Genomic DNA, 20,944 nt, shown 5'->3' on the forward strand with positions numbered 1-20,944 from the left:
AAAATCGAATACCGCTTTGTCAACTCTACTTACATAGGTCGTCTGAAAGCAGCGTGGGCTCTTGTCGAAGGCGGCGGTCGCCGCACTCGGCTCACACTCGGCTGAAAAACGCTCAAAACGTGCCGGCGATGCCCGCGCCGACGCCGCCGCTCGCGGGTGCGAGCGAGAGGCGGAAACCCTGCGTGTCCGGACCGGCAACGCCCGGGCGCGGACCGTGAAACAGAGCTGGAATCAGCACGCCGGCGGCGGAGCCGAACACGGCGCCCGTGAGCACATCGGTGGAATAATGGCGGTCGCCGGCGATGCGCAGATAGCCGGAGAGCGCGGCGATCGCCATTCCTTGCGCCCATACCCACGGCGCCGCGCGATAGCCGCGCATCGACGCCACGGTGCCGCTCGCGGCGGCGAGGGAGAAGGCGGCCGTGGCGTGGCCGGAGAAAAAGGAGAGATCGTCGTCGTGCGGGACGGGGCGCGAGCAGCTCTCGCCCGCGCAGAGCACATCCTGGTTGTCGTGGTGGGAATAGGGCCGCTGGCGGCCGACAATGTACTTGGTGAGCTGGTTCAGGCCCATCGCCACCACCATCGCTTCGGTGACGATCACGAGGTCGGCGGCGGTGTTCTCGGAGCGGCCGTCGTACCACGCGGCGAGCGCGGTGAGGCCCAGCGCGGAGGTGGGCGCGACACCGAAGACGGTCACGTTGCTGAGATCATGGGCGGTTTCCGGGTCGCCGCTCCAGACCAGCGCGTCGCGGATCGACGTGTCGAGCGCGTTGGCCGCGCACCAGCGGCACGACGCGGGCGCGAGGCCCTTCTTGGAGAGCTCGGAGATGACCCACCCGGCGCCGCCGACCACGGTGATCGGCAGATCGATCTCCGGCCGGTACGTGAGCTCGGGAGACGGCTCGGCGGCGGCGGCGGCCGGCGACAGGGTGGCAAGGAGGGCGGGCAGAGCGATCGCGGCGGTACGCACAAGGAGCGCGAGCGTAACCCGGGCGGCACGGCGCTGGAATCGATCCGCGGCGGGGATCGCCCCTCCCCTCCGCAAGGTGCCGCCGCTTGCCGGTGGCGCCCGCCTCGGGTCGCCGGCGGCGTCCACCGGGGTCGCCTCCCCGCTCAGGCGCGCGACGGCCCGGGCGCGGTGACGAGCAGCCCGTCGAGCAGGCGCGCGTGGGCGTCGTCGACCAGGCGCCGGAGCTCCACCGGGCCGGCCTTGGACAGCGCGCCCGCCGCCGCGAGGGTCGCGAGGCCGTGGTGCATCGCCCAGATCGGGACCGCCAGCGCCATCGGATCGCCCGGCGGGAACGCCCCGGCGCGCTGCGCCTCCTCGATGAACCCGAGGAGCACCCCGAGGTTCTGCGACGTGGCCGCCGCGACCCGCGGGTCCTCCACGTTCACCTCGCCGGAGTACATCACGAGGAAGGGCGCCGGGTGCTCCAGCGCGAAGCGGACATAGGCGAAGCCGGCGGCCAGGAAGCGCGCCCGGAGCTCGCCGCCGGCCTCCTCGAGGGCGGCCGAGATCTGCGCGCCGAGCGCCGCGCTCGCCTGCACCGCGAGCTCCGTCATCAGGGCGCGCTTGTCCGCGAAGTGACGGTACGGCGCGGCGTGCGAGACGCCGATGCGCCGCGCGACCTCGCGCAGCGTGAAGCTCGCGTTCCCCTGCGCCTCGATGAGCGCGAGGGCCTCCTCCAGCACGGCGCGCCGGAGGTCGCCGTGGTGGTAGGGCCGGTCGGCGGCGCGCGACGCGGGAGCAGGAGGGGTGCGCGCGCGCGGGCGGCGGCGCTTCAGGGGGGGAGCCACAGCGCAGGCGCACGGTACCACGAAGTCGGCCCGCCGCAGGGCCCGCGGGACGGCCGCGGCGAAAATGTTGGCAGTGGAAACTTTCGAATGTTGCCAGTGTCATCATCAGGCGCGCGGGCGGCCCGGAGGGGCCGGCGCGCCGTACCCCCGTCCAGGAAAGGAGCCCCGTATGTCCGAGCCCCGTCGATCCCCCGATCGCGAACACCTCCTCGCCGCGGTGGAGCGCGTCCGCGGCGTCGCCGCCGCCCACGCCGAGGCGTCCGAGCGGCTGCGCACGCTCGCGCCTGCGGTCGTCGACGCGCTGCGGTCGAGCGGCCTCCTCGCGATGGCCGCGCCGCGCGCGCTCGGCGGCGCGGAGAGCGATCCGCTGACGCAGCTGGAGGTCTTCGAGGCGATGGCGCGCGCGGACGCCTCCGCGGGGTGGTCGCTGATGATCAGCGCGCTGCTCGCCGCCCTCGCCGGGGGCACCTTGCCCGACGACGGGGCCCGGCAGGTGTTCGCGGGGCCGTTCCCCACCTTCGCAGGGCTCCAGGTCCCGAGCGGCCTCGCGCGGCGCGTCCCGGGGGGCTACGTGCTCGAGGGCCGCTGGGCGTTCGGCAGCGGCGTGCGGCACGCGCGCTGGGTGTTCACCTGCGCCGTCGTGGCGCCGGAAAACGGGGCCCCTCCGGCGGGGCCGCCCGAGATGATCAGCCTCGCCGTCCCCATCGAGCAGGTGGTGCTCGAGGACACGTGGGATGTCGCCGGCCTGCGCGGCACCGGGAGCGATCACTACCGGATCGAGGGCGCGCTCGTGCCCGAGGCGCTGACGTGCCCCTTCCCGGGGGCCCCGCGGCGGCGCGGCGGCGCGCTGTACGCGATCCCCCTGATCGCCCAGCTCGCGGCCGGTCACGTCGGCTTCGCGCTCGGCGTCGGGCGGCGCGCGCTCGACGAGATCGCCGCGGTCGCTCCGCGCCGCATCAAGGCGTGGCCGCAGCTCGCGCTGGGCAGCCACGCGGCATTCCACATGGACCTCGGGCGCGCGGAGGCGAAGCTCGCCGCGGCGCGCGCCTATGCGTTCGACGCCGTGGGGCGGATGTGGGACCGGGCGCGCGCGGGGGAGGCGCTCTCGATCGAGGACTGGGCGGCGATCCGGCTCGTCCAGACCTACGCGACCGACGTCGCCGCGGAGGTCGCGGGCTTCGCTTACCGGGCCGGCGGCGGGGGCGCGCTGTACGCGGCGAGCCCGCTGCAGCGCTGCTTCCGCGATATCCACGCGGCGACGCAGCACATCGCCGCGACCGACGACGCCTACGAGTTCGCGGGGCGCGCGCGGCTCGGGATCGCCGAGCTGCACCCGATGCTCGCCCCGCGACAGGCCGCGGGCGGCGACCAGGAGCGACAGGCCGGCTGAGCGAGCTCACGCACGGGGCCGGGGAACCAGCAGCGGAAAAGCGGTGGCCGTGATCCGTGCGTGATTCGACCAGCGCGGGCAGCTTGCCACGGCGTCGGGCGAGCCGCCGGCGACCGGCCAGGCATCGTGAATGTCGTGCTGCACGAAGCGGACGCGGGGGGAGACCACGCGGGCCCTCGCCTGCCGCAGCATCCCTTCGGAGAAATCCAGCGCGAGGACGCTCCCCGCGCGCTCGGCGAGCCACTGCGTGTTGCGCCCGGTGCCGCAGCCGATCTCGATCACGTCACGGCCGGCCAGCTCCAGGCCCCGTTGCCGGAGGACCGCGGCCGAGAGCTCGCGGGTCCGGTTGGGATCGTCATCGTACGTCGCGGCCCAGCGATCGTACGCCGTGGCGATCTCGGGCCTGCTCGGAGAGGCGGTCATGCGCCTGCCCGCCGCCTAGAGCCCGAGCTCGCTCAGCCCCGGGTGATCGTCCGGCCGGCGTCCGAGAGGCCAGTGGAACTTCCGGTCCTCCGCCGCGATGCGCACGTCATTGATGCTCGCCTCGCGCCGCCGCATCAACCCGTGGGCGTCGAACTCCCATTGCTCGTTGCCATGGGCTCGATACCAGCTCCCGCTGTCGTCGCGCCATTCATAGACGAAGCGCACCGCGATCCGCTCCTCCGTGAACGCCCAGACCTCCTTGATCAGCCGGTAGTCGAGCTCCCGCTGCCATTTGCGGTGCAGGAACGCCTCGATCGCCTCCCTCCCCTGGAAGAACTCCGCCCGGTTCCGCCAGCGGCTATCGACGGTGTACGCCTGAGCCACGCGAGCGGGCTCACGGCTGTTCCAGGCGTCCTCAGCCAGCCGCGCTTTCCGGGCGGCGGTCTCGGCGGTGAAGGGCGGCAACGGCGGACGCGGCGCGGCGGGATCCTGGCTCAAGGTGCACCTGAACGAACCTTCGTCCAATCTCCCCTTCCCGGCAACCCCCTTTTCGCGCTCGGCTCCCCAGCGGCTCTCCGGGGCTCCCCCGCTCCCCTCCTGCGGCCGGTACGCGCACGGCCGGCTCAGCGCGGGAGGGGCATCCACGCGCCGTCCACCGGAACGTGGATGTGCGCGGACAGGCGCTTCGTCGCGGCGCGCTGCACGAACGCCGTGACCGGCTCGCGGTAATGGCCGAAGGTGGTGTGGTGGATCGGGATCACGTGGCGGGCGCGGAGGAGCGCCGCGGCGGCCACGGCCTCCTCGGCGTCCATCGTGCGGAGGCCGCGCGCGCCGTCGACGCCGACCGCGCCGAGGTGCGGCAGCCAGAGGTCGATGGGCGCGAAGCGGGCCGCCACCGCGCGCATGGGATCGGTGAAGACCGAATCGCCGGTCCAGTAGATCGAATAGGGATTCTCGCCCTCCCAGCGCAGCACATACCCGTTCCCCTTTCCTAGCGTCGCGTCGAGCGCCGCATCGTGGGTATGGTTCGCCGGGACGGCGAGGATCCGGAGGCGGCCGGCGCGGGTCGGAATGACCGTCTCGCTGTCCCAGTCGAGCGGCGTCAGCCTCGTGAACCCCGCGGCGCGCGCCGCCTCGGCCGCGTCGGGCGGGAGGACGAAGGGGACGTCCTTCGGGAGCGTCTCCTTCGCGACCGCATCGAAGTGGTCGGCGTGGTTGTGGCTGAGGAGGATGACGTCGAGGCGCCCGAGCGGCTCGGCGGGAGGATCCGTGTAGCGGGCGACCGGCGCATTCTCGACGCCGGTCGACGGGTGCTTCGGGAAGACGAACGCGGCAGGCCCGCGCGGCCCGAGGACGGGATCGGTGAGGAGCCGGAGCCCGTCGCGCTCGAGGATCGCCGTCGGACCGCCACGCCACTGGAGACGCGCGCTCGAGGCCTCGGCGGCGGTCGATGCGCCTGCCGAGGGCCCGGCGGCGGCCGATACGCCGGCCGATACGCCGGCCGGCGGCGCGCTGGCGTCGACGCGGTTCGCCGGCGCGCACGCGGCCAGGGAGAGCGCGAGCAGCGGTGCGGCGAGGGCGGCCGCGCGCGCCGGCGGCGTCCGCGGGAGGCGCGCAGAGCGCTCGCCGTACCCGGGCACCGCCCCGGTGAGATGAGGGTCCGGAAGCTGCTCGGCACATCGAATCGACCCGCTCGGGACACGCATGCTCTGGTTCATCGTCGTCGCCTTCCTGGCCGCGCTGTGGCGAGGAGCACCTCGGCGAGGGAACGCGCGCGCGCGGCGGCGCCCGGTCCCCCCTCGCGGACGGCGGTCACCGTCGCGCCGTCGATCAGCAACAGGAGCTGCGGCGCCAGCGCGCCGGCGTCCGGCACGCCGGCGTCGCGCAGGAGCCCCTCGAGATAGTCGATGAGCCGCTGCTTGTGGCGCTGCGACGCCTCGTGGGCGGGGTGGCTCCGGCTCGCGACCTCGACCATCGTGTTGAGGAACGCGCACCCGCGGAAGTCGTTCGCGGCGAACCGCTCGGCGAACGCGTCGAAGACCGCGAGCGGTCGCTCGCACGGGTCGCTCGCGAGCTCCTCGACGCGCCCGGCCAGCCACGCGCGAAAGCGCGCGTCGCGCGCGTCGAGCACCGCCACGAGCAGCTCGTCCTTGGTCCGGAAGTGGCGATAAAAGGTGGCCTTGGCGACCTCCGCCTCGGCGATCAGGCGATCGACGCCGACGGCGCGATACCCCTCCGCATAGAAGAGGCGCTCCGCAACCTCGAGGATGTGCCGCCGGGCGTCGCTCACGTCCCTGATTAAGACAGACAGGTCTGTCTTGTCAAGGGCGCGTCGCCGCCGGCGCGAGCGCTCGGCGTGGAGCGCCAAGAAAGGAAGGGAGAAGACCCCTGTTTCTTCTCTTCCTGTCCTGGCGTCCTTGGCGCCTCGGCGGTTCACCCGCTCTGTGTCGCTGTACCCGACGCGGCCAAGCGCCGCTGCGCGGCGCGAACCCTCCCTCGCACCGGCGCCGCCCCTTCACTTCACGGGACGCTCATCTCGAACGCCACGCTGTAGTTCGGCTGGGCCTTGCCCGTGACCGAGCCGACGAACGGATCCGAGTCGCGCAGCTGACCCCAGCGCGTCGTGCCGCCCGCCATCGACGTTCCGTCGGTCGTCGCCGCGTAGCCGACCATCACGCCGGAAGCCGGGAGGCTCCGCGCCGTGATCTTCACCGCCTCGCCGTCAATCTCGACACCGCTGATCTCGATCCGGGTGTTGCCGCTCCAGACCTCGAATCCGCGGCCCTGCGCCCACTCGGTGAACGCCGTCTGGTGGGGAGACGGCAGCGCGCTGTCCCAGACGAGCGGCGGCACCGGGACGTGGAAGCGCACGGTGACGACGTCGCCGCTGCGCTCGACGCGCGTCGGCTGGAGCGGCTGCCAGTCCTTCCCGAGGACGACCTTCTCGAAGTAGACTTGGCCGTACTTCTCGCCGAGCTGCTGGTACCCGCTCGCGTTGAGGTGGATATGATCCGGCGCGTACGGATACTGGTACTTCGGACCCGAGCAGACGATATCGCCCGGATGGGTCACGCCCACGCGCCACTGCGCCAGGGTCGATGTCGACCGCGAGCCCACCTCGGTGTGCACCGAGTGCTGCTGAGATACAAGCATCGGGATGCTCCGCGACTGCCCGGTGAGCGGCGGGATGTCCTGGTTGTAGTCGGACCACAGCTTGAACAGCTCGTCCTCGTAGGTCGCGCTGCCGGCGTCAGACTCGCCGTGCGTGATGAGGATGGCGCCGACGCCGAAGGTCTTGCCGGCCTGGCTGGCGAGCCGCGCGATCGCCTCGGCCTCGAACAGCGTCGCCGCGTAGGCGCGGCCCATGGACGTGGCGCCGCTGGCCACCTCGGTGGCGCCCTTCCGGAGGACGCTCATCGGCTGGCCGCTCTCGCCGACGACGGTGTGCACCGTGACGTGATCGCCGCCCGCGGCCGCCTTCACCAGCGACGAGATCTGGTCGGCCATCGCCGTGTGGGGCGTCTCGCCGTAGAGGTTCTTCGGGTAGGCGCTCGGGTAGGTCGTCGCGAAGTTGCGGATGGGCTCGACGAGCGGCACAAGGGAGAGGGCGCTGCTCTCCGGATCGAACGGCGGCACGCTCGCGTCCCCGAGGGACAGCTTCAGGTTGTTGAAGCGCTGCTGCGTCCCGATGGGCGGCGTCCCCTCCGCGCCGACCGACAGGCTCTGTCCCGTGCCGACGATGCCGGTCCAGTCCCAGGCCGGCGCCGGAGGTACGCCGCCGCCGGTGCCGCCGGTGCCGCCGGTGCCCACCGAGCTGCCCCCCGTCCCTGTGCCGCCCCCCCCTTCCGCCGCGCCTCCGGAGCCGGCGGCGGCGCCGGAGCCGCCGGCGCCGCTCCCGCTGCTCGTCGCGCCCTGACCGCCGGCGCCTGCGTCACCCCCTGCGCCGGAGGATGAATCGCTCGATGAACCGCACCCGAGCCCCATCAGGAGAAGAACGAGGATACCTGACGAGCTGAGGCCCAAGAACGATGGTTTTCGCATGATGGCTCCTTGTCGCCCACGAGCTGGTCCGCAGATCCCTGCATGCGGGAGAGTGGATCACCGGTCCTCGCGATCGAGGCGGGACCGGCGATGCTGCGGAGGCGATCCGCGCTGGCGTCAGGCACGGCTGTCCAGGGCCGCGGCGCAGGGCGCGGGCTGTGGTGCGCGGTAGGCGCATAGTAGAACCAAACCGGTTAAGCTTGTCAAGTTTTCAAGGCTCCACTCGATACGCTCTCACTGTAATACAAACAACACGTGCTCGCTCCTTCGCCTGCGCACCGTGAGGGGCCGCTTTCACGCCACAGCGCTGCCGGGCGAGCCATGAGGAGGAGGATGGACTAGGCCCTCCCCCTGTCGCGCGGGGAGCGGCGTCGCCCCCCGCGCCGAGGAGGACCCATCATGGACCTGCGAATTTCTGGTCAACGAGCGATTGTCACCGGCTCGACCGCCGGGATCGGGCACGCCATCGCGCAGCGCCTCGCCGGAGAGGGGGCCGAGGTCATCATCACCGGGCGCACCCAGGCTCGCGTCGACAAGGCCGTCGCCGCCCTCCTCGAGCAGGCGCCCTCGGGGCGGGTGCGCGGCCTGGCCGCGGATCTGGGCACCGAGGCGGGCTGCCGCACGCTCATCGAGGCCACACCCGACGCCGAGATCCTCGTCAACAACGTCGGCGTCTACGGCCCCAAGCCGTTCGAGGAGATCACCGCCCGCGACTGGCAGGAGATCTTCGCCACCAACGTCATCTCGGGCGCGCTGCTCTCGCAGCACTACCTGCCCCGGATGCTCGCCCGCGGCGCGGGCCGGGTCATCTTCATCTCCAGCGAGTCGGCGGTGCAAATCCCGGCCGAGATGATTCACTACGGCGTCACAAAGACCGCCCAGTCGGCCCTCGCCCGCGGCCTCGCCGAGCTCACCCGGGGCACGGCGGTGACCGTGAACTCGGTCCTGGTCGGGCCGACCCGGTCCGAGGGCGTCGATCGCTTCGTGACCGATCTGGCGTCGAGCCGCGGCGCGAGCGTCGCGCAGGTCGAGAGCGAGTTCTTCACCACCACGCGCCCGACCTCGCTCCTCGGCCGCTTCATCACCACCGAAGAGGTCGCCAACGTGGTCGCCTTCCTGGCGAGCGGGCTCGCCGCGGCGGTGAACGGCGCCGCCGTGCGCGCCGAGGGCGGCCTCTTGAAGGGCGTCTTCTGAGATGAGCGACAAGGGATTTCTGAGCTGGGTGACGCGGCTGGTCCTCCTGCACCGCCGCGATCTGCTGGGGGTCGCGAGGCACCAGGGCCTCGCGGCCGAGGACGCGCTCGACGCCGTGCAACAGGCCTTCGTGACCTTCCTGCGATTGCCCCACGCGCGCGCCCTCACCGACGAGGAAGAGGACAGCCGCAAGCTCCTCACCGTCCTGGTGCGCAACGAGGCCCGCAATGGGCGGCGCCGGCATCATCGCAGCCGGCCGCACCTCGGCGACCCCGCGGCGATCGAGGAGCTCGATGCCGGCGCTCCCTCGGTCGAGGCGCTGATCGCTGCGGCCGAGGCGCACGTGACCGCGCTCGGCTGCATCGACCGCCTCGGCGAGGTGCAGGCGCGGGTCGTGACGTTGCGGCTGCTCGACGAGCTCCCCGGAGAGGCCGTGGCGGAGCAGCTCGGCCTCACGGCCAACCACGTGGCCGTGCTCCTCCACCGGGCCAAGCAGCAGCTCCGCGAGTGCATCGACGAGCGAGCCTGAGCGGAGCGATCGCTCACGCCGCCGGGCCGACGGCTCCGGCGGGCGCTCTCCTGGGCGCGCGTCGCGCCATGTACTCTCGAGCGGACTGGGCCATGGTGACCAGCGCGGCGCCGAGCATGATCGCGTCCTTGATCACCAGGCGGCCCCGCCCGCTCAAGTACGGGAACCCGTGCTCCGCGTCGCCGAGCTTCGGCACCCAGCTCTCGGGCGTGGTGATCAGGAACGACAGGGTGACGACGGACATCCCCACCACGAGGAGGCTGCCCACCGCGCCGAGCTCGGGCCTCCAGTAATGCGCGGCGATCAAGAGGCCAAGGCCGACGATCGCCGCGCCGAGCCCCCACGAGAATCGATAGGTCCCGTTGGCCTCGTGCCAGGCCCGGTTGGCCGCCACGAGCTCTCCCTCCTTGTTCATGTGCCTCGTGTACTCGGGCGCCGGGTGTTCGTAGAAGAAGCTCATCGCCGGGCTGTTGGCGACGAAGGGCACGATGCCATCGGCCTCGTAGGGAAACGCCTTGAGCCCGCCGATCCACAGGAGCACGGTGATCAGCCCGATGCGCAGCGCGTGCATTCCGAGGCGCTCGGCGCGCGCGGCCCATCGCATCGCAGCTTGGAACCAGGTCATGGGAATGCCTCCAGTCAGGGGAGCCCGGGGCCGGAGACTGCCCGGCCACGGGGATCACCCGCAGAGGTCGCGGAGCCGCCGGGCGTTACAAGGCGCCGCGACTTTCTGTCGGCGTGCGTCTCCAGCCCGTGCTCTCCACCCACGCCGCCAGGTAGGGCGCGCTCGCCTCGCGCCGCTGGAGCAGCACAAGGAACGGCGACGTCACCTGGAAGGACCGGGGCGGCGCGCGCTCGGCGAGGCGCTCGCGGCGTGGCTCTGGTCGCGGGGGGTCCGGGAGGACGCGCGGGGCGTGTCGCTCCAGGGCGAGCGGCTCCCGCGCGAAGAGAGCCCGCTTCGCGGCTGCTTCTTCAGAGTGCTTCGAGGAATTTCACGACCTGGAGCTGCTCTTCACGGCTCAGGCGGCGCCACCTCTCCATCACGTTCTTCGCCTCGCTCCGGTTCGGGCTGCTCCGGCGGCATATGTCGTACTCTGCGATGTCGAGCGTCGGCCTCGGGCAGAGTGAGTCATCGGGCCCGCCGTGCGCGTTGGGCGGCGGCGACGGCAGGTCATGGAGCTCGATGGCGGCCAGGAGCGCCTCATCGAGGTTCGTGATCACCAGACGCTCGTTGACGGCGCCCGCGTAGCTCGCCACGGTCTCGGCAGGGCGGAGGACGTTCAGGAACACCCGCGCGTCATGCAGGAAGGGCGCGCCCGTCTTGCCGATGCCCATGAGCGGCGGCGTCCTCCACTCGTTGCCCATCGCGCGACCCTGATCGGGCAGGGCGAAGTCGGCGAGGTTGCGGCTGATGCCGGGGTAGGGCGCCGGCCTGAGCGCCTCTGGGCGGACGAACGGGAACTTGCCCATGTCGTGGATCAGAAGATCGGAGAAGAGCGGCGCCCAGCGGTTGCTGAGCAGCTCGCCGCCCACCCTCGCCGGCGATCTCCCCGTCCTCATGATCGGGATGTGGCAACCGACGCAGTTGAGCTTCCGGTCCGCTGCGATGCCGCGGTCGGCGTCCGGATCGCCGAAATTCGTCGGCGTCATCCCGGGCACCATGCGGCTGCGGAACGCCTCGAGATCGACGCCGAAGAGCCTCGCGCCTGCGTGGATGTCGGCGGCGAGCGGCGTCGACGGCGTGGGTTCGAGCAGCTCGGACGCAACGTCAGGGATCCCGAGCAGGCGCAGGAGTGTGCGCAGATCTTCCACCGCCTCGGCGGTGAGCTCCGGATCGGGGACGATGTCGCAACCTCGGCCCTGGTTTTCCTGGTTCAGGGGTTGCTCGGTCGGAAGGAAGGGGCTCGTGAGCCCGATCTCCCCCTGTGTGCCGCCGACGTCGAACTGAAGGAGCGTCGGCCCTGCCGCCCGCAGCCCGAACCGCGAGAGCCGCACCTCGGAGTCGCCCCCGACGAACGCGAGGTCGGCGCGGTTCTCGTTGTGCCTTCCGGAGATGCAGTCGTTTGCACAGAGGCGCGAATCCGGGGATGGCGGGAGCGACGATGTGCTGCCCTCGACATCCTCTGGATCTTCGTTGGCCAGGATATCGCCGGCGTAGACAGCCTCCATCAGACCGCGCCCGATGTAGGGCGGAGCGGCCCGCTCACCCACCGCCCGCACGAACCCGAGGTCGCTGATCCCGGTGACCGGATCCGCGCCGCCCGCGAAGTTCGGATCGATGGACTCGGGCGGGATGGTGTCGATCTCGCAAAGTGGGACGGACCTGACGTGTTGAATGGGTCCGCCGAACTGCGTGAGCGGATCGAACCTGCCGGTGATGACGTTGAAGTCGCCGAAGAGCGTGAACGAGGCGGTTGGCGGCGGCTGCGAGCGCGAGATCTCCGAGTAGTCCGTCACGCCCTGCCGTCCGGCACGGGAGACGGGGGTGCTCTCGAAGTTGAGGTCGGCGGGCGGGCTCCAGAGCCTGCCGAGCGCCTCGGACTGGTTTCTCTCGATGTCGTCCGAGTTCAGATGGCAGCCGAGGCACCTCGGCTGGTTGAACATGGGCCCGACGCCCTCTTCTTGCGTGTGGATGGTGATGAAGAAGTGAAGCGGGCTGTTCGCGTCATCCGGGTCCAGGAAGCGGCGCTCGGCCGGCGTGGCCTCGGGGTACGTGAGGTGCTCCGCGTCGTTCCTCGCGCCGAAGAGCTCCCGCGGTACGCGCACGACAGGACGGAGCGCGCCCGGATCCGACGGACCTGCGATGCCGGCGAGGTCGTCTTCAGTCCCCGGGCCGCCTGCCCCGCCGGTGATCTCGCCCGTACATCCTGCCGCAGCCAGGGTGGCGAGCACGCTATGCATCAAGAATCTAGTCTTCAATGTCCCCTCCTCATAACCGACCGTGGTGGATCGCCGGCAATCCGTCCGTCCGGCGCCTGCGCGCGTCCGACGTCTCTGGAGGACTGCGGAGGACGCGTTCTGCTCCCTCCCGTCGGTCCTGCGGCGCGCCCAGTGGCCTGACGGCGCAGGCATGACGGGGACACTCGCGGATGAGCTCCTTCTTCGTGTTATGGGCACAATGCATCATTTGCGCGCAGCGCCTGTGTGATAAGGAGCCAGCGACTATCTCGACAGGCAGGAAATCTGCCAGGATGACGAAAAAATCTGCGACGGTGTCCGATGTTCGGAGCGCATGAGGCGTCTGAACCGTCGTGGTCGCGACCGCCGTGGCGGCTACCCCAACCTGGGTCGACGCGCGACGGTCGCCGCTACCGGATCGCGGCGCAGTCGAAGAAGGGAGGCGTCGTGCCCCGGGGTCCCTCACATCCGTGGGCCGACGGCTCGCTGCGGCTCCACACCTTTGCGACGGTGCTCGGGCTGATGCTCGTCAGCCTGGCACGCATCGCCCTTGGCACCGACGCCTCCGCCGCGCTGAGCAGCGCCATGATGGACAGCCTCGGCGACATCCGCGCCACGCTGGTCCGGACCGCAACGGGCGCCCAGGGACGGCGCCCCACGATCCCGCTCGCGCCCGAACTGAACCCAGAACAGCGCCAGCCTTGCGCCGGATTCCCAGCTTCTTGATCGCGAGCGCCCGCAGGAGGTGCTCGCGGCCGCACGTCGTACGGCGGCCGCGGAACGCGAGCTTGTGCATCAGGCCCTCCGCGATCCAGTGCTTGATCGTGCCGGTGCTCACGCCGGCGGCGCGCGCCAGCTCGACGGCGCTGTAACCGCGCGGGGCGACAGGGGGCGCAGGGACCAGGGGCATCGAGACATGCCTAGCCGAAGAACCAGACAAAACTCGACGTAATCTAGAAAATGCGTCCTGGATTCGAGGTACATGGAAGCTACAACGAGAGTTTCGTCGCTCTGATCTGGATAAATACGTGCTTGATCCAGAGAATTAACTCAAAAAACTGGGTCGAATCACCCTGGATCTAGAAAAACAGCTCAGAAATCGAGCAAATCGGGCACTCTTCGTGCCCGCTCGATGAAGACATGGCCCGGCTCGACTTCCGGGCGCCGGCCTCTCGACGCGCTGCTGCCGCTGCTGCTGAGTCGCACACCGATATCAAGCCGTCCCGCGAGGATATCCGCATGGTTCCTCTCGTCGTCGCCCGAAATCCCAGGCGCTCTCTCCGGGATAGGTCCTAAGCTCTCGGGCCGATGGATGTCGTCTCCGACCCTCCCCTACGAGGAGGAGGTCTTCGAGCACCGTCGTCTCCGGCGGGCGCTCCGTGGTACACCCTGCCGGCATGACGACGGGCGTGCCGCGATCCATCTACCTTCCCAGGGTCTTCGAGGCACACGACCTCGCTGGTCTCCACGATCTCGTCGACGCGCACCCCTTCGGCATGCTCGTCGCGCCCGGGGAGGACGGCGTGCCCATGATCGCGCACCTGCCCTTCCTGCTCGATCGCGACAGCGGCCCTCACGGCACCTTGCTCGCGCATGTCGCGCGGGCCAACCCGATCCGGCGCGCGCTTGACGGGAGCACGCCGGTCCTGGCCGTCTTCCGCGGGCCGCACGGGTACATCTCGCCCGGGTGGTACGCCTCGCGCGACGACGTGCCGACCTGGAACTACGCCGTCGTCCACGCGCACGGCGCGCCGCGGGCCATCGAGGACCACGACGCGCTCCTCGCGCTGCTCGCGCGCCTCTCCGACGTGAACGAGCACGGGCAGCCCGACCCCTGGAGCGTCGCGGAGCTCTCGCCGGAGAAGCGAAGCGCGCTGCTCCCCGCGATCGTCGGCCTCTCCATGGAGATCACGCGGATCGAGGGCAAGCTCAAGCTCTCGCAGAACCGCCGCCCCGAGGATCGTGACGGCGCCATCGCCGGGCTGCGCGCGCGGGGCACGCCCGACGACCGCGCGCTCGTGGATCTGATGGAGCGCGCCCGCCCTCGCTGAGCCGTCAGACCTCCGCGCTCTTGCCGACCTGCGCTTGAGGCGGAGGTGGTCAATGGCCCGTACCATGTCTCGAAGCCCCCCTCCTCGCGCCTCCCCGCGCGTCCTCTCGCCTACGGCGCGGCGAGGGCCGCCATCTCGTCGGCCGAGAGGGCGCGGTCGTAGATCCGGAAGTCGTCCATGTACCCCTTGAGGAAGGGATCCGCCTCGAACTGCGAATCGCCAAGGAAGTTCCTCATCGTGGGCGCCAGCTGGGACGGCTTCACGTCGTCTGGAGGCGCCGGCGTGGTCGATGCAACGGAGACACCATCGATCCATATCTGGTACGTGCCGCTCGAGATCGTGACGGCCACATGCTTCCAGACGTCGACGGTCAGCGGGTTCGGGACCGCCACGATCGCCTCGTTTTCGTCGTTGTAAACCGCGAAATGCAGCTCCCCGGCAGCGTTGGACGGGGTGAGATACATGAATCCGTTACCGCCGAAATCGAAGATGCGAGACCACATGTCGATGCTGCTCAGGTTGACCCAGGTCGCGATGGTGAGATCGTCGAGGCCGTCGATGAGGGCGTCGGGGAGATCGACGAAGGGGTCGGCGCCCTGCAGGCTGAGCGCGCCGCCGATTCGCCCCGCCGGCGACCATCCGGCGCTCCCGGCGAGCGTGGCGTCATTCGCGTTCCCCGACGCGTCGCTGGCGATGAGGCCGGCCTCCTCGTCGAACGTATAGTGCACGACGAGCGTCGGAGCCGGCCCGGCGCCGCCGCCGCCGCCCGCTCCGCCGCCGCCTTCACCACCGCCGCTGCCGCCGCTGCCGGTCGCACCACCGCTGCCGCCTGCGCCGCCGCTGCCGGTCGCACCACCGCTGCCGCCTGCGCCGCCGCTGCCGGTCGCACCACCGCTGCCGCCGGCGCCGCCGCTGCCGCCATCACCACCGCTGCCGCCGGCGCCGCCGCTGCCGCCATCACCACCGCTGCCGCCGGCGCCGCCGCTGCCGCCCGCGCCGCCGAGGCCGCCTGTCCCCTCGCCGCCCGCGCCCCCGATGCCGCCCGTCCCCTCGCCGCCCGCGCCGCCCGTGCCAGGCGTGGTCCCGCCGCTGCCGCCTGAGCCGCTCGTGGTGGAGCTTCCACCCGACGTCGTCCCGCTGCCGCCGCTGCCGCCGCCTCCCGGGTCGTCATCGCTCGATCCGCATCCGGTGGCGACTGTTCCGAGCATCACGGCCGTGAGCAGCATGGCCCCGAGACTACCCGACAAGATCGATGCCTCTCTCATAGCATCCTCCAATGAAGCGATTCCTCGAGCATCACGGAACGGTCCGACGGTGCTCGAGAAGGGTTGTTAAAGTGGAGCAGGTCGCGCCGACGACGGCGACCCTCGTCAAGATTCCAGCGTCCGGTCGAGAGATGATACCATCTCACATACCGCGGAACGACACCGTACCATACACTCCGGTCCGGTTCGGCTCCACGGACACCGTGATCGGCCGCTCCTCCGTGGGACGGAGCAGATAGGTCAGCGCGGCGCCCGCGAACGCCGCTGCGCCTACACCGAGAGAGATGTCGGCGATCAGGTACCGCGTATGCACGTTGGCAAGATCGCTGTCCGTGCACTTCGGCCTGCAGGTCTGTTCGAGGTGGTCCTGCTCGGATCGACCCATGAGGCCCCACACCGCAAAGCTCGCCGCGCCCGCGACCCCCACGCCCGCCAGCACGTAGGTCCACGCCGGCACCGGACGGTAGCTCTCCGTCATGAGGGCCTGAGCCACCGGGGCCTGCGGGACCACGACGGGCTCGAGCGCGACGTTCAGCTGCCGGAAGCGCTGCCCCTCGAAGAGGATGAGCTCCTTGGCCACCGGCCTGTGCCCGTCATGCTCGACACGGTACGTATGCTTCCCCGGATCGAGCCTGAGCGGCGCACCGCTCGACGACAGCTCGACCGGCTGGCCGTCGACCAGGACCCTCGACCCGGCGACCTGCTCGCCGCCGCTCGTCACGTTGAAGACGACCGACGGCGTCGCCCTCTCGATCTCGTCGACCCACGCGACGCAATCGCGAAGGACCGGCGCCGGGCATTCGGATCGCGCGCAGCCCTTCAGCACACGGCGCGCCTCGAGCAGCCGCTGATTCCTCCGGAGCGCCTGCACCTCGGCGTGCGCCGCGACACACTGCTCCACCCCCGAGGCCGCTCCCGCTTCCGGCACCACGGGCTCGTCCGCCGGCGCCGAGAGCGGCCAGAGAGAGGTCGCCAGCAGCGCGAGCCCCACGCACCCGCCGCGCCTCATCCCGAGAGGCTTCGCCCATCGCAGCACGTCCGTCTCTCCAGCCATCACGCCGAGCTCCTCGTGTCCAGCACACTCGCATCCGACAGCCCGTGGAGCAAACTTCCGACGGTCCGCCGGCCGCGGTCGCGCGCGGCCGCCGCCCCCGGTCACAGCGCCGCGAGGGCCGCCACCTCGGCCGCCGAGAGCGCACGATCGTAGATCCTGAAGTCGTCCACGATCCCGTTGAAGTAGGGATCCGTCGGGAACTGGGAGCGGCCGATGAAGTTCTGGGTCGTGTTCCCCACCTCCGAGGGTCGGGTGTAGATCAGATCGCTGGTCATCACCTCGACCCCGTCGACGTAAATCGAAGAGCGATTCGGGTTGAAGGAGGCCGTCACCGCGACGTGCCTCCACGCCCCGACCGTCAAGGTCCAGTCCGCTGTATACTCATCGACGCCCGCAAGGGAGTTCACCGAGAAGCGGAGGCCCGGCGGATCCGCCGCCTTCGGGCACAGGTAGATCCACGCCGATTCCCCGGATCCGAAGTCGAAGATCCGCTGCCACAGCTGCTGCCGGCCGAGGGAGACCCAGAGAGCAAACGTGATCTCGTCGAGCGTCTGCAAGATCCCGGGCGGAACCTCCACGTACTGCTCGACCCCCGAGAGGGACAGCGCGTTTCCGATGTGCCCCGGCACCCACGTCCCACCCATCACGATCGCGTCGTGCAGCACGTCGCCGGTGGCGTCCGCCGCGAGGTCCCCCTCGGTCTCGTCGAACGTGTAGTGCAGGAAGAGCCCGGATTCGAGATCGACGAGGGGACCGCCCCCGGCGCCGGCGCCGCCATCCCCGCCGCCATCCCCCCCGACACCGCCGGCGCCCCCGGCAGCGCCGGCACCGCCATCCCCGCCGGCGCCCCCGACGCCGCCATCGCCCCCGACACCGCCGGCGCCCTCAGCAGCGCCGCCATCGCCGCCGGCCCCGGCGAGGCCTCCCGAGCCACTGCTGCTCTCGCTGGAGCTCTGCGTCGAAGAGCCGCCCCCGGCGCTCGTCGTCTCCTGCTGGAGATGGGACAGGTCTTCGACGAACGAGCACGCCCCGAGGAACAGGGGAGCGATCGCCAGGAGCGCACGTGCCGCCGGACGAAGAGCCGCAGGGCCGGCCAGCATCCTTCCATGACCTGCCATGTTCATGTCACCTCCCACACGATGGATGTCTCCTGAGCGCGCGCGATGCAGTGGTCGTGGCCGCGGGGACCACGGCCACCGCGGGAGTATAGGGGAAGGAGCCCGGCGCCCGCGACAAACCGACGTATGAGCCACCCCCGAGCGCCAGCTCACGGCCCGCCGGACTCCGGCCAGCCATCGGTGCCCCAGCTCAGCTCGGCGACGCGAAGGGCCCACATGCCGTCCGCGTCGGCGTCGTACGAATGGTAGATGTGATACCAGGACTCACCATCTCGGATCAAGCCGTTGCTGCCAGGCCCACGCCACCTCGAGCTGCTGGTCAGCACGCGCGAGCCGCCGCCGTCGAGCATGCGGCTCCCGAGCCTGTCCACGTAAGGACCGGCGAGCGCCTGGGACCGGCCGACCATGATCTTGTACGTGCTGCCCGAGCCGGCGCAGCAGGTGTCGAACGAGGCAAACAGGTAATAATGTTCGCCTCGCCTCACGACGAACGGCGCCTCGATGGCCGTGCTCGGGCGTGAGGCGATGGACGTGAGCGTCCCGTCGACGGGAGCGCCTGCGAGGGTGAGCTGCATGAGCTTGAGCCCCGACCAGAAGCTCCCGAACACGAGCCAGGGTGTGCCCCGCTCGTCGATCACGACGTTCGGATCGATGGCGTTGTAATCGGTGCCCTCGCTGCAGACGACGGCGCCGTGATCCAACCAGCGGGTATGCGCGTCGTCCAGAGACGGCCTTGTCGCGTGACCGATGCAGGAGCGGTTCGTCCCGAAGTACGAGGCCGCATAATACAGATGATAGAGCCCGCCCCAGTAAGAGATGTCCGGCGCCCAGAGCGCGTCGACGTCTCCCACCGCGCTCGCGACCCATTCTGGCGTGGAGCTGAATACGGCGCCGGCGAGGCCCCAATGCACGAGGTCCGCCGAGGTCCGGATCGCGATCCCGGGGCCGGTGGAGAAGACATAATACAGATCCCCCGCCCGGAGGATCGACGGGTCGTGCACTCCCTGGACGTCCCCGCTGAGTACAAGCGCGACCGGAGGCAGGTCCGTCGTGACGGGCCCGCCGCCGTCACCCCCCGCACCCCCGGTGCCCGCGCCTCCAGAGCCCGCGCCCCCGGTGCCCGCGCCTCCAGGATTCGCGCCCCCGGTGCCCGCGCCTTCGGAACCCGCGCCTCCGGTGCCCGCGCCTCCGGAACCCGCGCCTCCAGTGCCCGCGCCCCCGGTGCCCGCGCCTCCAGTGCCCGCGCCCCCGGAACCCGCGCCTCCAGTGCCCGCGCCTCCAGTGCCCGCCGAGGAACCGGACGACACGCTCACCGTCGCCGGTCCGCCGGCGCCGCCCTGTGTTCCGGCGTCTCCGCCTGTCCCGCAACCGCTCATCACAGCCAGGGCCAGCGCGGAGAGCGCGCCCATACCCGAGGTCGTGTCGACAGACGACCTCACATGCACTCGACCTTGAAGCGTTTGATCCCATCGGCGTCGATGGTGTACGGCGGGTCGCATCGCACGCTCGGCGGGCTGACAGGCGCGGCGGGAGCTGGCTTGGCCGCCGACGCCGGAGGCGAGGCGACCTCGTCCGGCGCCTTCGCGGACGACCCGGCCTGCTTTGCCGTCGGCCTGGCCGGCTTCGCCGACGGCCTGGCCTGCTTCGCCGACGGCCTGGCCGGCTGCGCCGACGGCTCGGCGGGCTTCGCCGACGGCTCGGCCTGCTGCGCGGATGGCGCAGCGGCCACCGCGACGGAGGCAGAGCCCGACGAGGGAACGGTCTCCTCGCGCAGCGGGGGCGCCGGCTCCCCGGACGCCGTGACGGCGGCGGGCGCAACGGGTGTGGGCGACGGAGGCGGCGGCGCCAGCGCAGCACCGGCGTCCACGGACGGGCTCGGGGAGCGCGACGAACGGAAGGTGACGCCGAGGACGACGCCGACGCCGATCGCGAGCACGGCCGCGGCGAAGAGCGAGCGGGACGCCCGCTTCAGCCACGGGCGCGACGCCTCGCCTTGCGCGTCCGTGCGCCGCGAGTCCGAGCTCGTCATCGTCGCGTAGCCGGCGCGCGCGAGCGATTGCGACAGCGGCGGCGGCGACGACGACGCGACGTCGACCGGCGCGGACGAGCGCACCGTGGAGGCCCGGCGCTTCATCTCCTCGCCGATGATGCGCCTCGTCTGCGTGCGGAGCTCCTCGAACTCGCGCGACACGAACCTGCCGATGTCGCGGTTCGTCACGGGGATCATCCCGGCGAGGAACACCTCGAGGTCGACCTCGAGCTCCGGCGCGGTGGCATAGCGTGCCTCCCGCGAGAACGACAGCGCCTTGACAATGATGCGCTCGAGCTCCTCGGGCACGTCGGGGTTGGCGTCGCGCGGCCTCGGGATGTTCCCGTTCAAGACGCGATTCATGATGACGACGTCGCTCAGCCCCTTCCACAGCCGCTCGCCCGTCGCGGCCTCCCAGAGCATGACGCCCACCGCGTACAGATCCGCCCGCCGATCGACCTTGTTCCCCTCGATCTGCTCGGGCGGCATGTACCCGATCTTGCCCTTGATCACCCCCGTCGCCGTCTCGGCCCCCGTGCCCAGGAGCTTCGCGATGCCAAAATCGATGAGCTTGACCTGACCATCGTAGGTCACGAAGACGTTGTGCGGCGAGACGTCGCGGTGCACGACGTCGAGGGGCTCGCCGTCGAAGCCGGTGAGCTCGTGGGCGTAATGAAGGCCGCGAAGCACGTCGATGATGATGCGGAGGTGCATCTCCAGCGGGAGCTTGGTGCGCGCCTTCGACCGGACGACCGAGAGCGGCTGGCCCTCGAGGTACTCCAGCACGATGGCGGCCCCGCGGGTCGTCTGGACGATCGCGCTCGTCTGGACGATGTTCGCGTGGTTCAAGCGAGCCGAGAACCGCGCCTCGTTGATGAACATCTCGCGCAGCTCGGCGTTGTCCTGGAAGTCGGGCCTGAGAAACTTCAGGACGACGAGCTTGTCCACGCCCTCCGCGCCGCTCTGCACGGCGAGGAAGACGTGCGCGGTTCCTCCCCGCCCGAGCTCGAGCAGGAGATGATGCCCCTCCTCGATCGGACGACTGCTGGACGGCCCTACGTTCACCTCGTCGATGATGGCACGAAGAAAACGGCCACGACCAGACGGTTTCAACGAGCTCTCGAGCCATCCGCCGCGAGGCGCTGCATTGTTCCA

19 protein-coding genes and 1 pseudogene are annotated in these 20,944 nt (G+C 70.9%); 5 read left to right on the plus strand and 15 right to left on the minus strand.

All coding sequences use genetic code 11. The features are described from left to right. Positions 1 to 112: 112 nt before the first annotated feature. On the minus strand, positions 113 to 1,096 hold the full coding sequence (locus WMF28_RS24110) for a phosphatase PAP2 family protein (RefSeq protein WP_437595644.1): 984 nt from the start codon (positions 1,094 to 1,096) through the stop codon (positions 113 to 115). A 17-nt stretch (positions 1,097 to 1,113) separates the two neighbouring features. Next, positions 1,114 to 1,797 (minus strand): TetR/AcrR family transcriptional regulator, encoded by a 684-nt coding sequence (locus tag WMF28_RS24115; RefSeq protein ID WP_437595645.1) that lies wholly within the window; start codon positions 1,795 to 1,797, stop codon positions 1,114 to 1,116. Positions 1,798 to 1,966: 169 nt separating this feature from the next. Here WMF28_RS24115 and WMF28_RS24120 point away from each other — a divergent pair, with 169 nt between their 5' ends. Continuing rightward, positions 1,967 to 3,187 (plus strand): acyl-CoA dehydrogenase family protein, encoded by a 1,221-nt coding sequence (locus tag WMF28_RS24120; protein WP_437595646.1) that lies wholly within the window; start codon positions 1,967 to 1,969, stop codon positions 3,185 to 3,187. A 6-nt stretch (positions 3,188 to 3,193) separates the two neighbouring features. On the opposite strand, the gene WMF28_RS24125 is transcribed toward WMF28_RS24120, so the two are convergent. The 5 genes from WMF28_RS24125 to WMF28_RS24145 all read right to left on the minus strand — a co-directional run bounded on the left by WMF28_RS24125 (position 3,194) and on the right by WMF28_RS24145 (position 7,651). After that, a complete protein-coding gene (locus WMF28_RS24125; RefSeq protein ID WP_437595647.1) occupies positions 3,194 to 3,610 on the minus strand; it encodes a class I SAM-dependent methyltransferase in 417 nt (138 codons plus the stop codon). A gap of 15 nt (positions 3,611 to 3,625) precedes the next feature. Next, the gene (locus WMF28_RS24130) at positions 3,626 to 4,108 is read right to left on the minus strand and encodes a DUF1348 family protein (RefSeq protein ID WP_437595648.1); all 483 of its coding nucleotides are present in this window, start codon (positions 4,106 to 4,108) and stop codon (positions 3,626 to 3,628) included. 125 nt (positions 4,109 to 4,233) lie between these two features. Next, positions 4,234 to 5,328 carry an MBL fold metallo-hydrolase gene (locus WMF28_RS24135; protein ID WP_437595649.1) on the minus strand — a complete coding sequence of 365 codons (1,095 nt, stop codon included), beginning with the start codon at positions 5,326 to 5,328 and terminating at the stop codon, positions 4,234 to 4,236. Next, positions 5,325 to 5,900, minus strand: a complete 576-nt coding sequence (locus WMF28_RS24140; protein ID WP_437595650.1) for a TetR/AcrR family transcriptional regulator — start codon at positions 5,898 to 5,900, stop codon at positions 5,325 to 5,327. The genes WMF28_RS24135 and WMF28_RS24140 overlap by 4 nt, the downstream gene beginning before the upstream one ends. 230 nt (positions 5,901 to 6,130) lie before the next feature. Continuing rightward, positions 6,131 to 7,651, minus strand: coding sequence for a dockerin (locus WMF28_RS24145; protein ID WP_437595651.1), 1,521 nt, complete (start codon positions 7,649 to 7,651; stop codon positions 6,131 to 6,133). A 399-nt stretch (positions 7,652 to 8,050) separates the two neighbouring features. On the opposite strand from WMF28_RS24145, the gene WMF28_RS24150 reads away from it, so the two are divergent. Further along, the gene (locus tag WMF28_RS24150) at positions 8,051 to 8,845 is read left to right on the plus strand and encodes an SDR family NAD(P)-dependent oxidoreductase (RefSeq protein WP_437595652.1); all 795 of its coding nucleotides are present in this window, start codon (positions 8,051 to 8,053) and stop codon (positions 8,843 to 8,845) included. A gap of 1 nt (position 8,846) precedes the next feature. Continuing rightward, complete coding sequence (locus WMF28_RS24155) at positions 8,847 to 9,374, plus strand: RNA polymerase sigma factor (protein WP_437595653.1); 528 nt, start codon at positions 8,847 to 8,849, stop codon at positions 9,372 to 9,374. A gap of 13 nt (positions 9,375 to 9,387) precedes the next feature. On the opposite strand, the gene WMF28_RS24160 is transcribed toward WMF28_RS24155, so the two are convergent. After that, positions 9,388 to 9,999, minus strand: a complete 612-nt coding sequence (locus WMF28_RS24160) for a DUF417 family protein (protein ID WP_437595654.1) — start codon at positions 9,997 to 9,999, stop codon at positions 9,388 to 9,390. Positions 10,000 to 10,346: 347 nt separating this feature from the next. Continuing rightward, the gene (locus WMF28_RS24165) at positions 10,347 to 12,293 is read right to left on the minus strand and encodes a di-heme oxidoredictase family protein (RefSeq protein WP_437595655.1); all 1,947 of its coding nucleotides are present in this window, start codon (positions 12,291 to 12,293) and stop codon (positions 10,347 to 10,349) included. Positions 12,294 to 12,719: 426 nt separating this feature from the next. Here WMF28_RS24165 and WMF28_RS24170 point away from each other — a divergent pair, with 426 nt between their 5' ends. After that, positions 12,720 to 12,998 (plus strand): hypothetical protein, encoded by a 279-nt coding sequence (locus WMF28_RS24170; RefSeq protein WP_437604384.1) that lies wholly within the window; start codon positions 12,720 to 12,722, stop codon positions 12,996 to 12,998. Positions 12,999 to 13,047: 49 nt separating this feature from the next. Here the strand turns inward: WMF28_RS24170 and WMF28_RS24175 are convergent. Beyond that, positions 13,048 to 13,182: pseudogene (locus WMF28_RS24175) on the minus strand (MerR family transcriptional regulator); the annotation flags it as partial. Positions 13,183 to 13,669: 487 nt separating this feature from the next. Here WMF28_RS24175 and WMF28_RS24180 point away from each other — a divergent pair. Then, positions 13,670 to 14,323 carry an FMN-binding negative transcriptional regulator gene (locus WMF28_RS24180; RefSeq protein ID WP_437595656.1) on the plus strand — a complete coding sequence of 218 codons (654 nt, stop codon included), beginning with the start codon at positions 13,670 to 13,672 and terminating at the stop codon, positions 14,321 to 14,323. A 110-nt stretch (positions 14,324 to 14,433) separates the two neighbouring features. Here the strand turns inward: WMF28_RS24180 and WMF28_RS24185 are convergent, their stop codons facing one another. The 5 genes from WMF28_RS24185 to WMF28_RS24205 all read right to left on the minus strand — a co-directional run bounded on the left by WMF28_RS24185 (position 14,434) and on the right by WMF28_RS24205 (position 20,854). Further along, positions 14,434 to 15,549 carry a LamG domain-containing protein gene (locus WMF28_RS24185; protein ID WP_437595657.1) on the minus strand — a complete coding sequence of 372 codons (1,116 nt, stop codon included), beginning with the start codon at positions 15,547 to 15,549 and terminating at the stop codon, positions 14,434 to 14,436. A 181-nt stretch (positions 15,550 to 15,730) separates the two neighbouring features. Beyond that, positions 15,731 to 16,642, minus strand: a complete 912-nt coding sequence (locus WMF28_RS24190; protein ID WP_437595658.1) for a hypothetical protein — start codon at positions 16,640 to 16,642, stop codon at positions 15,731 to 15,733. 101 nt (positions 16,643 to 16,743) lie between these two features. Beyond that, complete coding sequence (locus WMF28_RS24195) at positions 16,744 to 17,760, minus strand: LamG domain-containing protein (RefSeq protein ID WP_437595659.1); 1,017 nt, start codon at positions 17,758 to 17,760, stop codon at positions 16,744 to 16,746. A gap of 149 nt (positions 17,761 to 17,909) precedes the next feature. Continuing rightward, the gene (locus tag WMF28_RS24200) at positions 17,910 to 18,761 is read right to left on the minus strand and encodes an arabinan endo-1,5-alpha-L-arabinosidase (protein WP_437595660.1); all 852 of its coding nucleotides are present in this window, start codon (positions 18,759 to 18,761) and stop codon (positions 17,910 to 17,912) included. Between the two features lie 434 nt (positions 18,762 to 19,195). Then, positions 19,196 to 20,854, minus strand: a complete 1,659-nt coding sequence (locus tag WMF28_RS24205; RefSeq protein ID WP_437595661.1) for a serine/threonine protein kinase — start codon at positions 20,852 to 20,854, stop codon at positions 19,196 to 19,198. Between the last annotated feature and the right edge of the window lie 90 nt (positions 20,855 to 20,944).

Source organism: Sorangium sp. So ce590, from assembly GCF_051521365.1.
GTDB lineage: Bacteria > Myxococcota_A > Polyangia > Polyangiales > Polyangiaceae > Sorangium.

Bases quoted from the DNA above. Each gene is read 5' to 3' on its own strand.
- WMF28_RS24135 (WP_437595649.1), bottom strand. From the start codon at position 5,328: ATGAACCAGAGCATGCGTGTCCCGAGCGGGTCGATTCGATGTGCCGAG.
- WMF28_RS24155 (WP_437595653.1), top strand. From the start codon at position 8,847: ATGAGCGACAAGGGATTTCTGAGCTGGGTGACGCGGCTGGTCCTCCTG.
- WMF28_RS24190 (WP_437595658.1), bottom strand. From the start codon at position 16,642: ATGGCTGGAGAGACGGACGTGCTGCGATGGGCGAAGCCTCTCGGGATG.
- WMF28_RS24180 (WP_437595656.1), top strand. From the start codon at position 13,670: ATGACGACGGGCGTGCCGCGATCCATCTACCTTCCCAGGGTCTTCGAG.
- WMF28_RS24195 (WP_437595659.1), bottom strand. From the start codon at position 17,760: ATGGCAGGTCATGGAAGGATGCTGGCCGGCCCTGCGGCTCTTCGTCCG.
- WMF28_RS24150 (WP_437595652.1), top strand. From the start codon at position 8,051: ATGGACCTGCGAATTTCTGGTCAACGAGCGATTGTCACCGGCTCGACC.
- WMF28_RS24125 (WP_437595647.1), bottom strand. From the start codon at position 3,610: ATGACCGCCTCTCCGAGCAGGCCCGAGATCGCCACGGCGTACGATCGC.
- WMF28_RS24185 (WP_437595657.1), bottom strand. From the start codon at position 15,549: ATGCTGCTCACGGCCGTGATGCTCGGAACAGTCGCCACCGGATGCGGA.
- WMF28_RS24160 (WP_437595654.1), bottom strand. From the start codon at position 9,999: ATGACCTGGTTCCAAGCTGCGATGCGATGGGCCGCGCGCGCCGAGCGC.
- WMF28_RS24145 (WP_437595651.1), bottom strand. From the start codon at position 7,651: ATGCGAAAACCATCGTTCTTGGGCCTCAGCTCGTCAGGTATCCTCGTT.
- WMF28_RS24120 (WP_437595646.1), top strand. From the start codon at position 1,967: ATGTCCGAGCCCCGTCGATCCCCCGATCGCGAACACCTCCTCGCCGCG.